We start from the raw sequence: 19,337 nt of genomic DNA on the forward strand, positions 1-19,337 counted from the left end.
TCATGGCACAAAAAACAATGATTCAAGCAATCACAGATGCCTTAGCACTTGAACTAGAACAAGACGAAAACGTATTGATTTTCGGTGAAGACGTTGGTAATAACGGCGGAGTGTTCCGTGCAACTGAAGGATTGCAAGAAAAATTCGGCGAAGACCGTGTGTTTGACACTCCTTTAGCTGAGTCAGGGATTGCAGGACTTTCATTTGGTTTAGCATTAGAAGGTTTCCGTCCAGTTCCTGAAATCCAATTTTTCGGTTTTATTTTTGAAGCAATGGATGAAGTAGTCGCACAAATGGCGCGTACACGTTACCGTATGGGCGGTACACGTAATTTGCCGATCACGATCCGTTCACCATTTGGCGGCGGTGTTCACACACCTGAATTGCACTCAGATAACTTGGAAGGATTGATTGCTCAATCTCCTGGTATCCGTGTCGTTATTCCGTCAAACCCATATGATGCAAAAGGATTACTGATTTCATCGATCCGCAGCAACGATCCTGTTGTTTTCTTAGAGCATATGAAATTATACCGTTCATTCCGTGAAGAAGTGCCAGATGAAGCATATGAAGTTCCTTTAGATAAAGCCGCTGTTACTCGCGAAGGGAAAGACGTTTCGATTATCACTTATGGTGCGATGGTCAGAGAAGCAGTCAAAGCTGCTGAAAATCTTGAAAAAGAAAACATCTCAGCAGAAATCATCGATCTTCGTACAGTTGCTCCATTAGATGTTGACACAATCATCAAATCTGTTGAAAAAACAGGCCGTGTCGTAGTCGTACAAGAAGCACAAAAACAAGCAGGTGTCGGCGCACAAGTCGTTTCTGAAATCTCAGAACGCGCGATTCTTTCATTGGAAGCACCAATTGGACGCGTATCCGCACCAGATACAGTCTTCCCATTTGGTCAAGCAGAAAACATCTGGCTGCCAAATGCTTCTGACATCGAAGCGAAAGCAAAAGAAATCGTAAAATTCTAAGAAGGGAAGAAAGATAACGATGGCATATCAATTTAAATTACCAGATATCGGCGAAGGAATCGCAGAAGGCGAAATCGTCAAATGGTTTGTAAAAGCAGGAGATACGATCAACGAAGACGATACGCTGCTTGAAGTACAAAATGACAAGTCAGTGGAAGAAATCCCATCACCAGTTACCGGAACAGTGAAAAAAGTTGTTGTTCCAGAAGGTACTGTCGCGAATGTCGGCGATGTATTAGTGGAAATCGATGCACCTGGACATGAAGACAATGAAGAAAGCGGAAGCGAAGGTGTTGCAGCACAAGAACAAACACCTGAACAGCCAGCAGCAGAACCAGCTAAAGAAGCAAGTGGTTCAGAAGGCGGCGTCTTCCAATTCAAATTACCAGATATCGGCGAAGGAATCGCAGAAGGCGAAATCGTCAAATGGTTTGTGAAATCTGGCGATACAATCAATGAAGATGATACTTTACTTGAAGTGCAAAACGACAAGTCAGTGGAAGAAATCCCATCACCAGTTACCGGAACAGTGAAAAACATCGTTGTTCCAGAAGGTACTGTGGCAAATGTCGGTGACGTATTGGTTGAGATCGATGCACCTGGACACAACAGCGCACCAAGTTCTTCAGCGGCTCCTGCAGCTTCAGCAGAAGAAGCTGTTTCAGAACAACCGCAAGCATCAGCAGAAGAAGCAAAAGGAGACAGCAAACATGTTTTAGCTATGCCTTCTGTTCGTCAATATGCTCGTGAAAAAGACGTAGATATTACAAAAGTTTCTGCTACAGGAAAAGGCGGCAGAGTCTTGAAAGAAGATATCGATCAATACGTTTCAGGTGGGGCTCAACCAGCGGCAGCTGCAGAAGCAAAACCTGCTGAACAAGCAGCAGCTCAAACAGAAGCACCAGCAAGTCAACCAGCTGCTGAACCAAAAGCGTTCAAATCAACACAAGCAGAACGCGAAACAAGAGAAGCGTTGACACCAACACGTAAAGCAATCGCCAAAGCAATGGTCAACAGCAAACACACTGCTCCTCACGTAACATTATATGATGAAGTAGAAGTTTCAAAACTTTGGGATCACCGCAAGAAATTCAAAGATGTTGCTGCTGAAAACGGCACAAAACTTACATTCTTGCCATATATCGTCAAAGCTTTGGTTTCAACAGTCAAAAAATTCCCTGTGCTTAACGCATCAATCGACGACAAAGCACAAGAAATCGTTTATAAACATTACTACAATATCGGTATCGCAACTGACACCGATCATGGTTTGTTCGTACCAAATATCAAAGATGCGAATACAAAGAGCATGTTTACGATCGCAGATGAGATCAATGAGAAAGCTGGACTTGCGCATGAAGGCAAACTAGCTGCTCAAGACATGAGAGAAGGTTCAATTACGATCACGAATATCGGTTCAGTAGGCGGCGGCTGGTTCACACCAGTTATCAACCATCCTGAAGTTGCTATCCTTGGGGTTGGAACAATCGCTCAACAACCTGTTGTCAACGCAGAAGGTGAAATCGTCGTAGGCCGAGTAATCAAACTTTCATTGAGCTTCGACCACCGAATCGTTGACGGCGCGACTGCGCAAAAAGCAATGAATAACATCAAACGCTTATTAGCAGATCCAGAATTATTATTGATGGAAGGATGAGTAAGAAATGGTAGTAGGAGATTTCGCCATTGAATTAGATACAGTTGTAATTGGCGCAGGACCTGGCGGCTATGTAGCCGCGATCCGTGCTGCTGAAATGGGTCAAAAAGTAGCAATCATCGAACGGGAATATATCGGCGGCGTTTGTTTGAACGTCGGCTGTATCCCTTCAAAAGCATTGATTGCTGCAGGTCATCATTATCAAGAAGCTTTGGACTCATCCACTTTTGGCGTGACAACAGAGAACGTAACACTTGATTTTGGCAAAACACAAGAATGGAAACAAAACGAAGTCGTAAACAAACTGACTTCTGGCGTCGGCTATTTGTTGAAAAAACACAAAGTAGAAACAATTGAAGGTGAAGCATTTTTCGTAGATGACCATACATTACGTGTGATCCATCCTGATTCTGCTCAAACATATTCCTTCAATAATGCCATCGTAGCGACAGGTTCTCGTCCAATCGAGATCCCTGGATTCAAATTTGGCGGACGTGTGTTAGATTCAACTGGCGGTTTGTCATTAAAAGAAGTTCCTAAAAAATTCGTTATCATCGGCGGTGGTATCATCGGTGCTGAACTAGGCGGCGCTTACGCAAACCTTGGTTCAGAAGTAACGATCATTGAAGGTACACCTTCAATCTTACCGACTTTTGAAAAAGACATGGTCAAACTTGTTCTTGATGATTTCGGTAAAAAAGGAATCAATATCGTCACTTCTGCTATGGCAAAAGAAGCCGTTGATAACGGTGACAGTGTGACTGTGAAGTATGAAGTAGACGGCAAAGAAGAATCAGTGACAGCAGATTACGTGATGGTCACTGTTGGACGCCGACCAAACACAGACGATCTTGGTTTGGAACAAGCAGGTGTCGAAGTTGGCGAACGCGGATTGATCACTGTTGACGAACAAGGCCGTACAAATGTGAAAAATATCTTTGCAATCGGCGACATCGTTCCAGGTGCTGCACTTGCCCATAAAGCAAGCTATGAAGCGAAAATCGCTGCAGAAGCAATCTCAGGTAAAAAAGTTGCCGTAGACTATCGTGCAATGCCGTCTGTTGCCTTTACTGATCCAGAATTAGCAACTGTCGGTATGACGATCGCTGAAGCCAAAGAAGCAGGAATCGAAGCGAAATCTTACAAATTCCCATTCTCTGGTAACGGTCGTGCTTTATCTCTTGCGAAAACAGAAGGCTTCATCCGTTTGGTAACAACAGTAGAAGACAATGTGATCATCGGTGCGCAAATCGGCGGAATCGGCGCAAGCGACATGGTTTCCGAACTAGCGCTAGCCATTGAATCTGGTATGAATGCAGAAGATATCGCATTGACGATCCATCCTCATCCATCGTTAGGTGAAATCGTGATGGACGCTTCTGAATTAGCATTAGGTTTGCCGATCCATATTTGATTTCTTGTATTCTAAAAGAAGCTGGCGACGAAAAGTCCCAGCTTCTTTTTTATGGAAAAATCCAACTGTTTTTGTAAGATGATCATTTTGTATACTATAAAATTATTATGTAAACCGATGGCGAGAACTCATTTTGAAACCACAAGCGTCCATCCTTTGTTTTGCCTAATCTGCTGTGGTAAACTAAGCGAGTAAACCAAGACAGGAGAGGTTTTTTATGCAAGAATATCAATATCCATTAGATTTAGATTGGACAACAGACGAAATGGTCATTGTGATGAATATGTGGGAAAGTTTAGAAAAAGCCAATGAAAAAGGAATCGATAATGCCGCATTTCTTGAAACATACCGACTTTTCAAAACTGTGGTCAAATCGATCGGAGAAGAAAAACGGTTAGGGAAAGAATTTGAAAGAGTCTCTGGTTATTCGCTTTATCGAACGGTTCAAAAAGCAAAAGAAAATCAGCGGAAAATACTGAATATGAAGGGATAGAACGAAGATGGAACCAATCTTTTCAGAAATCAAACAATGGCTGACAGAAGCAGGAGAAATCATCAAACAAACAAGTCGGGAAACCATGCAAGTCTCTGAAAAAACAAACAGAAAAGACTTAGTCACAAATATCGATCAAGAAATCCAGCGTTTTTTGATCGAAAAAATCCATGTTTTTGACCCAGAAGCAAAAATCTTAGCCGAAGAAGACGGCTTCAGCGAACTAACAGACTTCAGCGGCACAGTTTTTATTATCGATCCTATTGACGGCACATTGAATTTTGTTATGGAAGGCGAAAATTTCTGTATCATGCTGGCTGTCTATGAAGATGGCAAAGGAAAAGCTGGATTTATTTATGATGTGATGAGAGGTGAAATGTATTGGGGCGGGCCTTCTGTGGGTGTCTTTAAAAATGAAACCGAACTTTCAGCGCCTGAAAACAAATCGTTGAATGAAGGTTTGCTTGGCATCAATGGGTATCTTTACGGCCATGACCGCTACAATATCCGGACAATCGGCGACACCAGTATCGGCATCCGTATTACTGGCTGTGCGGGTTTGGAGATGATAGCGATGATCAAAGGGAACCATGTGGGCTATATCTCTAATCTAAGCCCTTGGGATTACGCTGCAGGCTGTATTCTCCTTGATAACTTTGGGATGCGCCACAGCGGCTTCTCAGGAGAAGAACTTCAATTTTCCGGACGAGAATATTTCTTAGCTGGAACACCAAAAGCATATGAAGAAATGCAGCGGCTGTTAAATTATTAATAGCCGTTTTTTCATCTTCAAAGTTAAAAAAGTATTAATTAGTGAATTTTCTCGAAAAAATGAAAACATTTCACTATATTTCATGAAAAAAGTCTGTTATAATTAGCAGTCGAGTAAATTGCCCTGTCATAACTAAATGATTAAAAGGAGTTAGTTACATTGAATTATAGAAACGATATTCGTAACGTAGCAATCATCGCCCACGTTGACCATGGTAAAACAACATTGGTGGATGAATTATTGAAACAGTCAGATACATTGGATGCCCACACACAATTACAAGAACGTGCGATGGATTCAAATGCTTTGGAAAAAGAACGCGGAATCACGATCTTGGCTAAAAATACAGCCGTAGATTATAAAGGTACACGCATCAACATCATGGACACACCAGGACATGCCGATTTCGGTGGTGAAGTGGAACGTATCATGAAAATGGTAGACGGTGTATTACTTGTCGTAGATGCTTACGAAGGTACAATGCCGCAAACACGTTTTGTATTGAAAAAAGCGTTGGAACAACATTTAACACCAATCGTTGTCGTAAACAAAATCGACAAACCATCTGCTCGTCCTGAACACGTGGTAGATGAAGTATTGGAATTATTTATCGAATTAGGAGCAGACGACGATCAATTAGATTTCCCAGTGATCTACGCTTCTGCTTTGAACGGAACATCTAGCGAATCAGATGATCCAAGTGAACAACAACCAACAATGGCACCTATTTTCGACATGATCGTTGACAAGATCCCTGCACCAGTGGACAACAGCGACGAACCATTGCAATTCCAAGTTTCATTGCTTGATTACAATGACTATGTAGGACGTATCGGTATCGGTCGTGTCTTCAGAGGAACAATCAAAGTTGGCGACCAAGTTTCCTTGATCAAACTTGACGGTTCTGTTAAAAAATTCCGTGTCACAAAACTATTTGGTTTCTTTGGCTTGAAACGTTTAGAGATCCAAGAAGCAAAAGCCGGCGACTTGATTGCTGTATCAGGGATGGAAGACATTTTCGTTGGTGAAACAGTAACACCTGTTGACCATCAAGATGCTTTGCCAGTACTGCACATCGATGAACCAACATTGCAAATGACATTCTTAGTAAACAATTCACCATTTGCTGGACGCGAAGGTAAATTTGTGACAGCGAGAAAAATCGAAGAACGATTGATGGCAGAATTGCAAACAGACGTTTCTTTACGTGTTGAACCAACAAACTCACCAGATGCTTGGACAGTTTCAGGTCGTGGTGAATTGCATTTGTCTATCTTGATCGAAAACATGCGTCGTGAAGGCTATGAATTACAAGTTTCACGTCCAGAAGTTATTGAAAGAATCGTTGACGGTGTGAAATGCGAACCATTCGAACGTGTACAAATCGATACACCGGAAGAATACATGGGAAGCGTCATCGAGTCATTAAGTATGCGTAAAGGTGAAATGCAAGATATGGTCCACACAGGAAACGGACAAATCCGTTTGACATTCTTAGCGCCTGCCCGCGGCTTGATCGGTTATACTACAGAATTCTTGTCAATGACACGTGGTTACGGCATCATGAACCACACATTTGACCAATACTTGCCTATGATCGCTGGCCAAATCGGCGGACGTCACCAAGGCGCACTTGTTTCTATCGATACAGGTAAAGCAACAACATACTCAATCATGAGTATCGAAGAACGCGGAACTGTCTTTGTTGAACCAGGTACAGAAGTCTATGAAGGTATGATCGTCGGCGAAAACAGCCGTGACAATGACTTGACTGTCAACATCACAAAAGCAAAACAAATGACTAACGTTCGTTCTGCTACAAAAGACCAAACTTCTGTTATCAAAAAACCAAAACAATTGACATTAGAAGAATCACTTGAGTTCTTGAATTCTGATGAATATTGCGAAGTAACGCCTGAAAGCATCCGTTTGAGAAAACAAATCTTGAACAAAAATGCGCGTGAAAAAGCAACGAAAAAGAAAAACGTCTAATTTTACAGCTCAAAATTTTGCTTAATTGAACAGATGAGAAGGACGGGCCCAGAAATGGACCCGTTCTTTTTTTTCTTGATAGCAGGATTGGTATTTTTCATCAACCGTTTTTTGAAAAAATCACAAATCCGGCTTTGCAAAAATTTTATAGGTGACTCTAAGGGGAAAGGTTTGCGATTTTTGAACACATTTTGATCCTCATTTTTGTGGAAAAGCCAAAAATAATTTGAGAGAAAATCCGAATATTACTGATAAAGACTTTTAAAAGACTTTTTGTAGACTTTGTTAATGTTTCATAAACGTAAAAAGTTTCACGAAAATAGATTTGTTCCTACTAGCAATAAAGAGTAAAATGATGAAAGAGGTGAGGAAGTTGAACGAACTGTTGAAACAATATTTTGGATATGACGATTTTCGCCCCGGACAGAAAGAAATCCTTGAAAAGATTGCTGCTGGCGAAGATGTATTGGGAATTATGCCCACTGGCAGCGGGAAATCTATTTGTTATCAGCTGCCGGCTGTTTTTTTAGATGGTTTGACGATTGTTGTCTCACCATTGATTTCCTTGATGAAAGATCAAGTTGACGCAGCAAATCAATTAGGAATAGCTGCGACATTTATCAACAGCTCACTGACTTCTTTTGAGACGGCGCAACGTTTCCAAGGAATTGCGCAAAAACAGTATAAGCTGTTGTATGTGGCGCCAGAACGTTTTATCATGCCAGACTTTATCCAAGCCGTTACACGCTGGAATGTGTCGCTGATAGCCATTGATGAAGCGCATTGTATCTCACAATGGGGCCATGATTTTCGTCCGAGTTATCTTCAGCTTGGGGCCGTATTAAACGAATTAGATCGTCCGCCGCTAGTTGCATTGACTGCTACAGCGACGATCAATGTAGCAAATGATATCAAGAAATTACTTGCTATTCCTTCAGAAAATCACATCCAGACGGGTTTTGCACGAGAAAATTTGAATTTTCAAGTGGTCAAAGATCAGAAAAAAGAGCAGTATCTGATGGAATATCTGAAAATGAATGCCGGTCAATCGGGGATCATCTATGCGGCGACACGTAAAGAAGTCGATCGTTTGTACAATTTGCTGGGGAAATTAGGTTTTCCTGCTGGGCGTTATCATGGTGGTTTGTCTGAAAAGGAGCGGACACAGATGCAGGAAGACTTCCTTTTTGACCGCAAACCGTTGATCGTTGCGACAAATGCATTTGGTATGGGGATCAATAAAAGCAATGTCCGTTTCGTCATCCACTATCAAATCCCGGGAACGTTGGAAGCTTATTATCAAGAAGCAGGGCGAGCCGGAAGAGATGGTTTGACCAGTGACGCGATCTTGCTGTTTGCACCGCAAGATATCCAGCTGCAGAAATTTTTTATCCAGCAATCGCAGCGGGAAGAGGACCAAAAAATCAAAGAATACCAAAAGCTGAAAGCGATGATCGAATATGTCCATATTGAAAACTGCCTGCAACAATACATCATGGACTATTTTGGCGAAAAAGGAACACCTTGCCAGCATTGCGGCAATTGTTTAGATGATCGTCAATTGATCGATGCGACAGTGGATGCACAAATGGTTCTTTCGTGTTTGAAGCGAATGGGCGAAAGCTATGGAAAACAGCTGTTGGCAAAAGTATTAGCGGGTTCCAAAGAGAAAAAAGTCAAAGAATTCCGGTTCGACCAGCTTTCGACATACGGTTTGTTGAAAAAATGGCCGCAAAAAGAAATCCTGCAATTCATCGATTATTTGATTTCCAGCGGCTATTTAGCTGCCAAAAACGGCGAATATCCTGTCCTGTTTTTGACAGATGCGGGTGTGCAAGTGCTGAAAGGCGAGCTGAAAGTTTACCGTAAAGAACCAAAACAAGTCCAAAGGCTCGCAGAAGACGATGAGCTGTTTGAAGCTTTGCGCGCGTTGCGGACAGATCTTGCTTCTGATGTAGGAGTTCCTCCGTATGTCGTTTTTTCCGATTCGACATTGAAAGAGATGAGCCAGATCAAGCCAAAAAATCGTTTGGAATTTCTTCAGATCAAAGGTGTCGGACAAAATAAATTAGACAAATACGGCGAAGCATTTATGGCGCTCTTGAATGTGGAAAAATAAGTCCTATTTCCCATTCCTAAAAAATAAAGAAAATCACCCGATTCCTTTGAGTTTTTCACCCGATGCAAAAACAAATATGCTATAATAATTAAATTAGAATGGGGGTTAGACTACGATGGATTCTCTATCAAAAGAATTCGCATTAGAGGTATTGAACCAAGACGCGGAACGAATCAAATTATTGATCCGCAATCAAAAAAACAGTCTATGTATTTCGCAATGCAAAGCATTTGAAGAAGTAGTAGACACACAGATGTACGGCTTCTCCCGTCAAGTCGGTTTTGCTATTCGATTAGGAATTATCGGAAAGCACGAGGGCCAGCTTCTTTTAAGCGAGTTGGAACGAGAGCTGAACCAGCTGTACAATGATGTCTACCAAGAAAACTATGATAAAAAAGAAATCGGCAAGGAGGAATAAACTTGCCTAAGAAAGTTAAAAAAAGGCATTTTTTAGACTATAGCATCTTGATCCCATATTTGATTTTATGTGTGTTGGGCTTGATCATGGTCTACAGTTCATCTTCATATCTTTTATTGGAAAATGGGGCGAACCCCACTTCCTCAGTCATCAACCAAACTATCTTCTGGGTGCTGAGTCTGATTGCAATCGGGCTTTTGTACAAGATGAAGATCGACGTGTTGAAAAACCAGCAGCTGATCATGATCGCTTTTGCAGTTCTGACGGTTCTGCTGCTCATCGTCCTTTTCTTCGGGAAAGAAAGAAACGGAGCGAAAGGTTGGCTTGAAATCGCTGGATTCTCGCTTCAGCCAGCCGAGTATCTGAAAATCATCGCTATCTGGTATATGGCTTATATTTTGTCAAAACGCCAGCATGCGATCCAAACTGATTTTTTTGGTTCTGTCAATGGACCATTGATCATGATTTTTGCTTTGACAGCGATTGTTGCTATTTTGCCCGATTTCGGGAATGCGGCAGTCATCTTTTTGATTGTTCTCGTCATGCTTCTTGCCAGCGGGGTCAATTACTTTTATACCTTGATCGTCGGGTTCGGAGGTGTCGGAGTCAGTGCCTTCGTGATTTGGCTGATCAATGTAACACATGGGAAGATCCTTCCAGAACGTTTGCAGTATATCTATAACCGTTTTGCAATCTATCAGAATCCTTTTGTCGATGAATTAGACAAAGGACATCAGCTGGTCAATGGCTACTATGCTTTCTTCAACGGTGGTCTTTTCGGCAGAGGGTTAGGAAATAGTATCCAGAAAAAAGGATTTCTGCAAGAAGCACAAACCGACTTTATCTTTTCGATCGTGGTCGAAGAATTAGGTGTGATCATGGCGATCTTGATTTTAGCTTTGCTGTTTTTCATGATCGTACGCATCTTTTTGGTAGGTATCCGCTCCACTAATCCATTCAACTCGTTGATGTGTATTGGTATTGGTGCGATGTTCATGATCCAAGTATTTATCAACTTAGGCGGTGTCACTGGTATTATTCCTTTGACAGGGATCACCTTCCCATTTCTAAGTCAGGGCGGGTCCAGTCTGCTGATGCTGTCCGTCTGTGTAGGCTTTGTCCTGAATATCAGTGCGGATGAAAAAAGAAAAAGTTTTGGAATAAAATAATAAAGATGTAGGAGTGGTACGATGGAGAAAGTTTTAGTTGCTAACCGAGGGGAGATCGCGGTACGTGTATTTCGTGCCTGTACAGAATTAGGAATTAAAACCGTCGGAATCTATGCAGAAGAAGATGAGTATTCTGTCCATCGCTTTAAAGCAGATGAGGCATACTTGGTTGGTAAAGGAAAAAAACCGATCGATGCATACCTAGACATTGAAGGGATTATTGAAATCGCAAAAGAATGCGGCGCTGATGCTATCCATCCGGGTTATGGATTTTTATCAGAAAACTTGACTTTTGCCCGCCGATGCGAAGAAGAAAACTTAATATTTATCGGTCCTAAACTACATCATCTGGATATTTTCGGAGATAAAATCAAAGCAAAAACAGCGGCGATCGAAGCTGGGATTGCTTCAATCCCAGGAACAGACGGTCCAGTAGAATCTATCGATGAAGTACTAGAATTTGCTGATACACACGGTTATCCAATCATGATCAAAGCAGCGCTAGGCGGAGGCGGACGCGGCATGCGTGTGGCTCATGACGAAAACAGTGCGCGTGAAGGCTACGACCGTGCGAAAAGTGAAGCAAAAGCGGCTTTCGGAAGTGATGAAGTCTATGTTGAGAAATATATCGCAAATCCGAAACATATCGAAGTGCAGATCTTAGGCGACCAGCATGGAAATATCATCCATCTTTTCGAACGTGACTGTTCGGTTCAGCGCCGTCACCAAAAAGTCGTTGAAGTCGCACCATGTGTTTCAATGTCAGAAGAACAGCGCCAAGAAATCTGTCAAGCTGCTGTCAAATTGATGAAACACGTGGGCTATGTCAATGCGGGAACGGTGGAATTTTTGGTGGAAGGCGATCATTTTTATTTCATCGAAGTCAACCCTCGTGTCCAAGTAGAACATACGATCACAGAGCTGATTACAGATGTAGATATCGTTACCACACAGATTTTGATTGCGCAAGGAAAAGACCTGCACAAAGAAATCGGATTGCCTGAACAAGATAAGATCATGCTGAAAGGTTCTGCGATCCAATGTCGTGTTACCACAGAAGATCCTTTGAATAATTTCTTGCCTGATACAGGTAAAATCGACACATACCGCTCACCAGGCGGATTCGGTGTTCGTCTTGATGTCGGAAATGCTTATGCCGGATATGTCGTTACTCCTTATTTCGATTCCTTGCTAGTAAAAGTCTGCTCATTTGGTGCGGACTTTGATACAGCTCTTTTGAAAATGGAACGCTCATTGAAGGAATTTCGGATTCGCGGCGTGAAAACAAATATCCCATTCATGCTGAATGTTGTGACACACCCTGAATTCCAATCAGGAGAAGCAAAAACAACGTTCATCGACAATACACCTAACTTATTCAAATTCCCAAGACTGCGTGATCGAGGCAACAAAACGATGAAATACATCGGAGAGATCACAGTCAATGGATTCCCAGGGGTCGAAAAATCAGAAAAACCATTCTATGAAGAGCCAAGAATGCCGGAAGATTTGGACTTGCGTTCTTATCGAACAGCTAAAAATATCTTGGATGAACAAGGTGCTGATGCAGTAACGGATTGGATCAAGTCTCAAGAAAATCTTCTTTTGACGGATACGACTTTCCGTGATGCGCATCAAAGTCTTTTAGCAACACGGGTCCGAACACAAGACCTTAAAAAAATCGCTCGTTTGACTGGTGACGGACTTCCTGAACTATTTTCAAGCGAGATGTGGGGTGGAGCGACTTTTGACGTTGCGTATCGTTTCTTAAACGAAGATCCTTGGAAACGACTAAGAAAAATCCGTTCTCTAATGCCAAATACACTTTTACAAATGCTTTTCCGCGGCTCAAATGCTGTAGGTTATTCAAACTATCCAGACAATGTGTTAGTTGAATTTGTAAAGGAAGCAGCGGCACAAGGAATCGATGTATTTCGGATCTTTGACAGCTTGAACTGGATTCCCCAAATGGAAAAAAGCATCCAAGCCGTACGAGATTCAGGTAAAATCGCCGAAGCAGCTATCTGCTACACTGGAGATATCAATGATCCAAGCCGTGCAAAATATAATGTCCAGTACTATAAAGACATGGCAAAAGAGTTGGAACGTTTAGGTGCCCATATTATTGCTATCAAAGATATGGCAGGCTTGCTGAAACCACAGGCGGCTTACCGTTTGATCAGCGAATTGAAAGATACAGTCGATGTTCCGATCCATCTGCATACACATGACACAAGCGGCAATGGTATTATTACTTATTCTGCGGCAACAAAAGCAGGCGTAGATATCGTCGACGTTGCAATGAGTGCGATGAGCGGGAATACCAGCCAGCCTAGCATGAGCAGTTTGTATTATGCATTGGTCAATGGTCCTCGTTTACCAGAGATCAATATCGAAAATGCCCAAAAACTGAACCATTACTGGGAAGATGTCCGTATGTATTACAAACCATTTGAAAACGGCTTGAATGCACCAGAAACAGAAGTGTATATGCACGAAATGCCAGGCGGACAATACTCAAACTTGCAGCAGCAAGCAAAAGCTGTTGGTCTTGGAAGTCGTTGGGACGATATCAAAAAAATGTATCGCACAGTCAACTTGATGTTTGGCGATATCGTAAAAGTGACACCATCTTCAAAAGTTGTCGGCGATATGGCATTGTTCATGGTCCAAAACGATTTGACAGAAGAAGACATTTACGAAAAAGGCGAAAGCTTGAGTTTCCCTGAATCGGTCGTAACCTTTTTCCAAGGGGAATTAGGACAACCAGCTGGCGGATTCCCAGAGAAATTGCAAAAAATCATTCTAAAAGGCAGAAAAGCCATCACTGAACGACCAGGCGACCTAGCAGCTCCTGTTGATTTTGAGAAAGTCAAAGCAGAATTAGCAGAAAAAATCGGCTATGAACCAAAACAAGAGGAAGTCCTAAGCTACTTGATGTATCCGCAAGTTTTCTTGGATTATCAAAAATCTTATGATCAATTTGGTGATGTTACTCTATTAGACACACCAACATTCTTCCAAGGGATTCGTTTAGGCGAAACAGTGAATGTCCAAATCGAACGAGGCAAAATCTTGATCATCCGTTTAGATGAGATCGGTGAACCAGATGATGAAGGAAATCGGGTATTGTTCTTCAACTTGAACGGACAACGCCGAGAAATCCTGATCAAAGACACATCGATCATCAGTACGGCACAAACAAAACGAAAAGCAGAACCAACAAGCCGTGAGCAAATCGGTGCAACGATGTCTGGTTCTGTCTTGGAAGTTCTGGTCAAAAAAGGCGACACAGTCAAAAAAGGCCAAACGCTTATGATCACAGAAGCTATGAAGATGGAAACAGCTGTCGAGGCACGTTTCGATGGAAAAGTGGAACGTATCTATGTAACAGCTGGCGAAACGATCACATCAGGCGATTTGCTGATTGAAGTAACGGAACAATAAAACAATGAAAGGCGGGGAGAGAATGAAACGGATTGGTTTGTTCAGCGTGATACTCTTAGGAACGATCGCAGCATTTTACATGCAGCCGGTCTTTTTCCCGCCAAAAGTTGAAGAAAAACAACCAGCAGAACAGCAATTTGAAGAAAAACAACGAACAGCGTGGAAATACCAGGAGATGAAAGCGACTGGTTTTTCCACTTACATAAATCATCCCATCGATGATTTGGAAAAAGTATTCGGCAAAGCAGCAGACAAAGCAGACAGCGGATTTGGGTTTGAGACCAGATATTATCACGATGTGTCGGGAGAATATTTTGAAGTGAATGTCGAAGGGGATAAAGTGACGGCTGTCAAATTCCTCAAAGGCAGCAATCAAATGATCGAACCATTTTCTTTTGGCATGTCGATGCAGGATCTAACAGCTTATACCACGATCTATACAAATTTTACATTTGATTATCATGGGGAAGAAGTGGGTCTCGAATTGATGGAAGAAGATATGAATTACCGGCCGCTGGTTGCTTTTGACAATGATACATTTGCAATCTTGTTTTTCGATCAAACGAGCGGAGAACTTTTTGCCGCCGTTTATCTAAACAAAGAAAGCTTATTGAAACTTCTTCCTTATCAAGTATTTGGAAGAAATCTGCCTGTGTATAAATTTGATTCATCTGCAGACTGGTCGGTGATCAATCAGAAAAAAACAGAAAAAAGTATCACCTTATTGAATTTTTTGCGCCGGAGAGACCAGCTTCCTACCTATGAGACATCTGTAGAACTGCAGCAATCGGCTTCGTCCATTCTTTCAAATTTCCTGACATCGCCAGAAGAAACATTGTCTGACGATCGAATGGCGGATTGGGAGAAAGCTTCGCAATCGATCTCAACAGCAAGAGAATTCAACTTAACGAATAACGAAATGCATGTATTGTTGGAAAATAACGATGCAGCAGATGCAGAAGGACTCTTTTCGCACCCAATCATCGATCCGGGATTTTCTTTCCTTTTTTGGTACAGCGATCCTTTTAACCATGACCGATTCATGGCCGATAATCAAGATAGTTTAAGCATTGCTTTCTCAAAAGAAAATGTGTTAGTCTTGATGAAAGAAGATCAAACGAAAGGCAGTGACAGCAGTGATTATCAATGAAAAACTTTTTCAGCTGGAAGATCAATGCCAAATAATCGTGGATCAAATCTGGGCCAGCAGTTTGATGCAAGAGTATCTAGAAAACAAAAAGCGGATGGTCGGCTGCCCGGAAGTTGAGGAATTGAAAAAACAATTCTTGGAAAAGAAAGCAGCATTTGAAAAAATCGCTGATTATGGGAAATATGCACCGGGTTTTCGGGAAAAGCAGCGCGAAGTCAGAGCGGCAAAACGGCAGCTGGATCTAAATGGAAAAGTTGCCGAATTTCGTGTCAGCGAAACAAAACTTCAAGAAATCTTAGACCAAATCGTCCAGCAGATCGCTGAGGAATTCTCCGAAGAAGTCAAAGTCGATGCAGGAAATCCATTTTTTGAAACAAAAAAACATTCTGGATGTGGAGGTAGCTGTCATGCAGGCAGATGAACAACAATTTGAACTAACAAAAAGAAGAGGGCTGATCGTGTGGGTCTATAGTTTGAAACAGCTGAAGAATCTAAAAAAATTCGGCTTGCTCCACTATGTTTCCCGCAAGATGAAATATGTCATTTTATATTTGAATGAAGAGACATTCGAGCAGACAGAAGAACGAATCAAAAAACTGCATTTTGTTCGAAATGTCCAACGCTCGTATCGTCCAGATATCGAAATGAATTTTGCAGATAAAATCGGTAAAAAAGAAGTACTTAAGAAAGAAGACGGCTTTGAAGTGGAAGAAATGAACACACAAATCCGTTTAGCTGATCACATCTGAAAGGCAAATTTTATGCCCGTCATTTTGCAAAAAGGATCTGGGACATAATGTGATTCAAGTTATGTTCATGGTCCTTTTTTCGTTTACCACTAAAAGATGAGAAGGAGAGAAATGAATGAGAGTCATTTCGGGAGAATACGGCGGACGCCGCCTAAAAGCTTTGTCAGGTGATAATACACGGCCGACAACGGACAAAGTAAAAGAATCGATTTTCAATATGATCGGACCTTATTTTGATGGAGGTGAGGTTTTAGATTTATTTTCAGGCAGCGGCGGTCTAGCTATCGAAGCAGTTTCTAGAGGATGCGAGCATGCTGTTTGTGTCGATAGAAACTTCCAAGCATTGAAAATCATCAAGGAAAACATCGCCATCACAAAAGAACCTGAAAAATTTACTGCATTGAAAATGGATGCAGATAAAGCCTTGGCTCATCTTGCTTCCGACCAGCAGAAATTTGATCTGATCTTTTTAGATCCCCCTTATGCAAAACAAAAAATCGTAGACCAGATCCAGCAGCTGATCAATCTTGGATTGACCTCTGACGAGACACGGATCATTTGCGAAACAGATCAGACCGTCGAACTGCCAGAAATAATCGACGGCTTCCAGATCAAACGCCGCCAAGTTTACGGAATCACAGCAGTTACTATCTACGGAAAAGAGGAAAAAGAATGAAAAAAGCTTTGTTCCCTGGAAGTTTCGATCCATTGACAATGGGACATTTAGATACGATAGAACGCGGTTCACGGCTTTTTGATGAATTGATCGTCGGTGTCTTTGTGAATACTTCAAAGAAGAGTTTATTTACAATTGAAGAAAAAATGGCTCTCATACAAGAAACTGTGGCTCATCTGCCAAATGTAAAGGTCATCCATCAAGAAAGCCAATTGACGGTAGAGACGGCCAAAGAATTAGGAGCAGGCTTTTTGATCAGAGGGATCCGCAGTGTCAAAGATTATGAATATGAGCGCGATATTGCCCAAATGAATCATCACCTTGATCATGAACTAGAAACGGTCTTTTTATTAGCAAGACCAGAATACAGCCATATCAGTTCAAGTATTTTAAAAGAAGTCATTTATTTTGGCGGAGATGTCAAAAAATACCTTCCGCCTGCAATCAATGAAGCTTTAGCTAGAAAGCGTGAAGCAGATGAAAAATAAACATATACTAAAAACGACTTTATTTCTTCTTTTAGGAATGCTGATCATCGGCTTCGTTGTTGTTCCGCTTCCTTACTATATTGAAGCACCTGGCGCAACCATCAACTTGAAAGAACTGATTACTGTCAATGGAAGCGAAGATAAGAGCCCTGGTTCCTTTTCATTGACTTCTGTAGGTATTCGCAGAGCAACAGGTTTTACGGCGCTCAAAGCGAAACTGACGCCCTTTGAAGACGTTATCAGCCAGAAAGAATTGACTGGAGGCGCTTCAAATGAAGAATACAACCAAATGCAGCTGTATTACATGGATTCTTCTCAAAATGCTGCTATCGAGCAAGCCTTGAAATTAGCAGGCAAGCCCTATGAAATGGAGTTTAGAGGAGTATATGTCATGGGGATCGAAAAAAATTCCAGCTTTTATGGGAAACTTTCGGTAGGCGATACTGTAACGAAAGCGGATGGAAAAAGCTTCAAGAGCACAGAAGAATTTATGGAGTATGTCCAAAGCCGGGAAGTAGGACAAGAAATGACAATCACTTTCTTGCATGGCGAAGAAGAAAAAGAAGCTTCTGGAAAACTGATCGAACTACCTACAAATAAAAAAGCTGGAATCGGCATTACGCTGACGGATCATAGCGAAATCACTTCAGATACAAAAGTCGATATAAATTCAGGTTCGATCGGCGGACCTTCAGCTGGATTGATGTTCACATTGGAAATCTATGAACAAGTTTCAGGTGAGAATATCCGTAATGACAGACAAATCGCTGGAACGGGTACAATCAACAGCAAAGGAGAAGTCGGCAGGATCGGCGGTATTGATAAAAAAGTAGCCAGTGCAGAGAAAAGCGGCGTAGAGATTTTCTTTGCACCAGATGATGAAATCGATCCTGAAGTCAAAAAAGAGAACCCAGAAATAAAATCGAATTATGAAGAAGCGAAAGAAGCAGCTGAAAAAATCGGAACGTCAATGAAGATCGTCCCCGTTAAAACGGTTCAAGATGCATTGGATTATCTAAAAGAAAATAAATAATTAAAATGGGCCCGTTTCTCTATCTCAAAGTAGTGCAGATAGAGAAACGGGCTTATTTTTTATTCGCAGAAAAATTTTTTTCGAAATTGGCGTATCTCTATGGTGAAAGGGGGAGAAATCAAATGGAAAAAATCAAAAGGATACCTAGACCTTGGTTGATTGGCAGCTGTATTTCTTTATTGATGCTTCTTTTTATGGGTTATTTTTTATGGCAAAGAACGACTGATAACGAAAATGAGATGGAAAATCTCTGGCTTTCACAACAGATAGAAGCGGCGGAAGAACCTACCACTGAAGGTATGGATGATGCACTAGACAGTAGTCCTATCCTGTACGTAGATATTAAGGGCAGTGTGCAGCAGCCAGGTATTTATCAAGTCGAAGAAGGAGATCGTTTGTATGATGTGATACAGCAAGCAGGCGGGTTGATCGAAGGGGCTGATGAACAGCAAGTGAATCTCGCCGCCAGGGTCGCGGATCAGCAGATGATCTACATCCCGCAGATTGGCGAAGAAATACCGATGCAGATGATAGAAACCGTGATGCCGCAACTATCTGCAGAAGAAACTGCAGATGGGAAGATCAATATCAATACAGCCGATGTGAATGAATTAAGAGGTCTATCTGGTATTGGCGAGAAACGAGCCCAGGATATTATTGCTTACAGAGAAGAAAATGGAAGTTTTCAAACCATAGAAGAACTTCAAGAAGTATCAGGAATCGGCGAAAAGACAGTTGAAAATCTAAGAAGTTCAGTTACAATAAAATAAAATAAGGAGT

The 19,337-nt window shown here is 41.7% G+C and carries 17 protein-coding genes; all 17 read left to right on the plus strand.

The genetic code is table 11. From position 1 onward, the window contains the following. Nucleotides 1-2: 2 nt before the first annotated feature. The 17 genes from IGI64_RS05385 to IGI64_RS05465 all read left to right on the plus strand — a co-directional run bounded on the left by IGI64_RS05385 (nt 3) and on the right by IGI64_RS05465 (nt 19,327). Nucleotides 3-980: an alpha-ketoacid dehydrogenase subunit beta gene (locus tag IGI64_RS05385; protein WP_016625314.1), complete on the plus strand. Its 978-nt coding sequence runs from the start codon at nt 3-5 to the stop codon at nt 978-980. A gap of 19 nt (nt 981-999) precedes the next feature. Beyond that, entirely contained in the window at nt 1,000-2,637 is a 1,638-nt protein-coding gene (locus IGI64_RS05390; RefSeq protein WP_429939779.1) for a dihydrolipoyllysine-residue acetyltransferase, read from the plus strand. Between the two features lie 7 nt (nt 2,638-2,644). After that, entirely contained in the window at nt 2,645-4,051 is a 1,407-nt protein-coding gene (lpdA, locus tag IGI64_RS05395) for a dihydrolipoyl dehydrogenase (protein ID WP_016625312.1), read from the plus strand. A gap of 217 nt (nt 4,052-4,268) precedes the next feature. Next, the gene (locus tag IGI64_RS05400; protein ID WP_016625310.1) at nt 4,269-4,544 is read left to right on the plus strand and encodes a UPF0223 family protein; all 276 of its coding nucleotides are present in this window, start codon (nt 4,269-4,271) and stop codon (nt 4,542-4,544) included. Nucleotides 4,545-4,551: 7 nt separating this feature from the next. After that, nucleotides 4,552-5,316: an inositol monophosphatase family protein gene (locus IGI64_RS05405; protein ID WP_429939780.1), complete on the plus strand. Its 765-nt coding sequence runs from the start codon at nt 4,552-4,554 to the stop codon at nt 5,314-5,316. Nucleotides 5,317-5,475: 159 nt separating this feature from the next. Then, nucleotides 5,476-7,308, plus strand: coding sequence for a translational GTPase TypA (gene typA / locus IGI64_RS05410; RefSeq protein ID WP_016625308.1), 1,833 nt, complete (start codon nt 5,476-5,478; stop codon nt 7,306-7,308). A gap of 373 nt (nt 7,309-7,681) precedes the next feature. Beyond that, nucleotides 7,682-9,427, plus strand: a complete 1,746-nt coding sequence (gene recQ / locus IGI64_RS05415; RefSeq protein ID WP_429939781.1) for a DNA helicase RecQ — start codon at nt 7,682-7,684, stop codon at nt 9,425-9,427. 115 nt (nt 9,428-9,542) lie between these two features. After that, a complete protein-coding gene (locus IGI64_RS05420; protein WP_016625306.1) occupies nt 9,543-9,845 on the plus strand; it encodes a DUF1507 family protein in 303 nt (100 codons plus the stop codon). Nucleotides 9,846-9,847: 2 nt separating this feature from the next. Further along, nucleotides 9,848-11,014 (plus strand): FtsW/RodA/SpoVE family cell cycle protein, encoded by a 1,167-nt coding sequence (locus IGI64_RS05425; protein WP_429939782.1) that lies wholly within the window; start codon nt 9,848-9,850, stop codon nt 11,012-11,014. 21 nt (nt 11,015-11,035) lie between these two features. Further along, nucleotides 11,036-14,461, plus strand: coding sequence for a pyruvate carboxylase (locus IGI64_RS05430; RefSeq protein ID WP_429939783.1), 3,426 nt, complete (start codon nt 11,036-11,038; stop codon nt 14,459-14,461). Between the two features lie 22 nt (nt 14,462-14,483). Then, nucleotides 14,484-15,611 (plus strand): CAP-associated domain-containing protein, encoded by a 1,128-nt coding sequence (locus IGI64_RS05435; RefSeq protein ID WP_429939784.1) that lies wholly within the window; start codon nt 14,484-14,486, stop codon nt 15,609-15,611. Next, a complete protein-coding gene (locus IGI64_RS05440; RefSeq protein ID WP_429939785.1) occupies nt 15,598-16,032 on the plus strand; it encodes a YlbF family regulator in 435 nt (144 codons plus the stop codon). The genes IGI64_RS05435 and IGI64_RS05440 overlap by 14 nt, the downstream gene beginning before the upstream one ends. Continuing rightward, a complete protein-coding gene (locus IGI64_RS05445; protein WP_016625301.1) occupies nt 16,019-16,360 on the plus strand; it encodes a YlbG family protein in 342 nt (113 codons plus the stop codon). The genes IGI64_RS05440 and IGI64_RS05445 overlap by 14 nt, the downstream gene beginning before the upstream one ends. Nucleotides 16,361-16,475: 115 nt before the next feature. Next, the gene (rsmD, locus tag IGI64_RS05450; RefSeq protein ID WP_016625300.1) at nt 16,476-17,036 is read left to right on the plus strand and encodes a 16S rRNA (guanine(966)-N(2))-methyltransferase RsmD; all 561 of its coding nucleotides are present in this window, start codon (nt 16,476-16,478) and stop codon (nt 17,034-17,036) included. After that, complete coding sequence (gene coaD / locus IGI64_RS05455) at nt 17,033-17,524, plus strand: pantetheine-phosphate adenylyltransferase (RefSeq protein ID WP_016625299.1); 492 nt, start codon at nt 17,033-17,035, stop codon at nt 17,522-17,524. The genes rsmD and coaD overlap by 4 nt, the downstream gene beginning before the upstream one ends. Then, nucleotides 17,514-18,557: a SepM family pheromone-processing serine protease gene (locus tag IGI64_RS05460; protein WP_016625298.1), complete on the plus strand. Its 1,044-nt coding sequence runs from the start codon at nt 17,514-17,516 to the stop codon at nt 18,555-18,557. The genes coaD and IGI64_RS05460 overlap by 11 nt, the downstream gene beginning before the upstream one ends. A 122-nt stretch (nt 18,558-18,679) precedes the next feature. Continuing rightward, a complete protein-coding gene (locus tag IGI64_RS05465; protein ID WP_429939786.1) occupies nt 18,680-19,327 on the plus strand; it encodes a helix-hairpin-helix domain-containing protein in 648 nt (215 codons plus the stop codon). Nucleotides 19,328-19,337 lie beyond the last annotated feature (10 nt).

This window comes from Enterococcus sp. DIV0210g (genome assembly GCF_050559705.1).
Lineage (GTDB): Bacteria > Bacillota > Bacilli > Lactobacillales > Enterococcaceae > Enterococcus_B > Enterococcus_B faecalis_A.

What these genes read in the sequence shown, in the direction of transcription:
- IGI64_RS05445 (WP_016625301.1), top strand. Translation starts at nt 16,019, where the DNA reads ATGCAGGCAGATGAACAACAATTTGAACTAACAAAAAGAAGAGGGCTG.
- lpdA (WP_016625312.1), top strand. Translation starts at nt 2,645, where the DNA reads ATGGTAGTAGGAGATTTCGCCATTGAATTAGATACAGTTGTAATTGGC.
- coaD (WP_016625299.1), top strand. Translation starts at nt 17,033, where the DNA reads ATGAAAAAAGCTTTGTTCCCTGGAAGTTTCGATCCATTGACAATGGGA.
- IGI64_RS05460 (WP_016625298.1), top strand. Translation starts at nt 17,514, where the DNA reads ATGAAAAATAAACATATACTAAAAACGACTTTATTTCTTCTTTTAGGA.
- IGI64_RS05420 (WP_016625306.1), top strand. Translation starts at nt 9,543, where the DNA reads ATGGATTCTCTATCAAAAGAATTCGCATTAGAGGTATTGAACCAAGAC.
- IGI64_RS05385 (WP_016625314.1), top strand. Translation starts at nt 3, where the DNA reads ATGGCACAAAAAACAATGATTCAAGCAATCACAGATGCCTTAGCACTT.
- IGI64_RS05390 (WP_429939779.1), top strand. Translation starts at nt 1,000, where the DNA reads ATGGCATATCAATTTAAATTACCAGATATCGGCGAAGGAATCGCAGAA.
- rsmD (WP_016625300.1), top strand. Translation starts at nt 16,476, where the DNA reads ATGAGAGTCATTTCGGGAGAATACGGCGGACGCCGCCTAAAAGCTTTG.
- IGI64_RS05400 (WP_016625310.1), top strand. Translation starts at nt 4,269, where the DNA reads ATGCAAGAATATCAATATCCATTAGATTTAGATTGGACAACAGACGAA.
- IGI64_RS05405 (WP_429939780.1), top strand. Translation starts at nt 4,552, where the DNA reads ATGGAACCAATCTTTTCAGAAATCAAACAATGGCTGACAGAAGCAGGA.
- IGI64_RS05430 (WP_429939783.1), top strand. Translation starts at nt 11,036, where the DNA reads ATGGAGAAAGTTTTAGTTGCTAACCGAGGGGAGATCGCGGTACGTGTA.
- IGI64_RS05465 (WP_429939786.1), top strand. Translation starts at nt 18,680, where the DNA reads ATGGAAAAAATCAAAAGGATACCTAGACCTTGGTTGATTGGCAGCTGT.
- IGI64_RS05435 (WP_429939784.1), top strand. Translation starts at nt 14,484, where the DNA reads ATGAAACGGATTGGTTTGTTCAGCGTGATACTCTTAGGAACGATCGCA.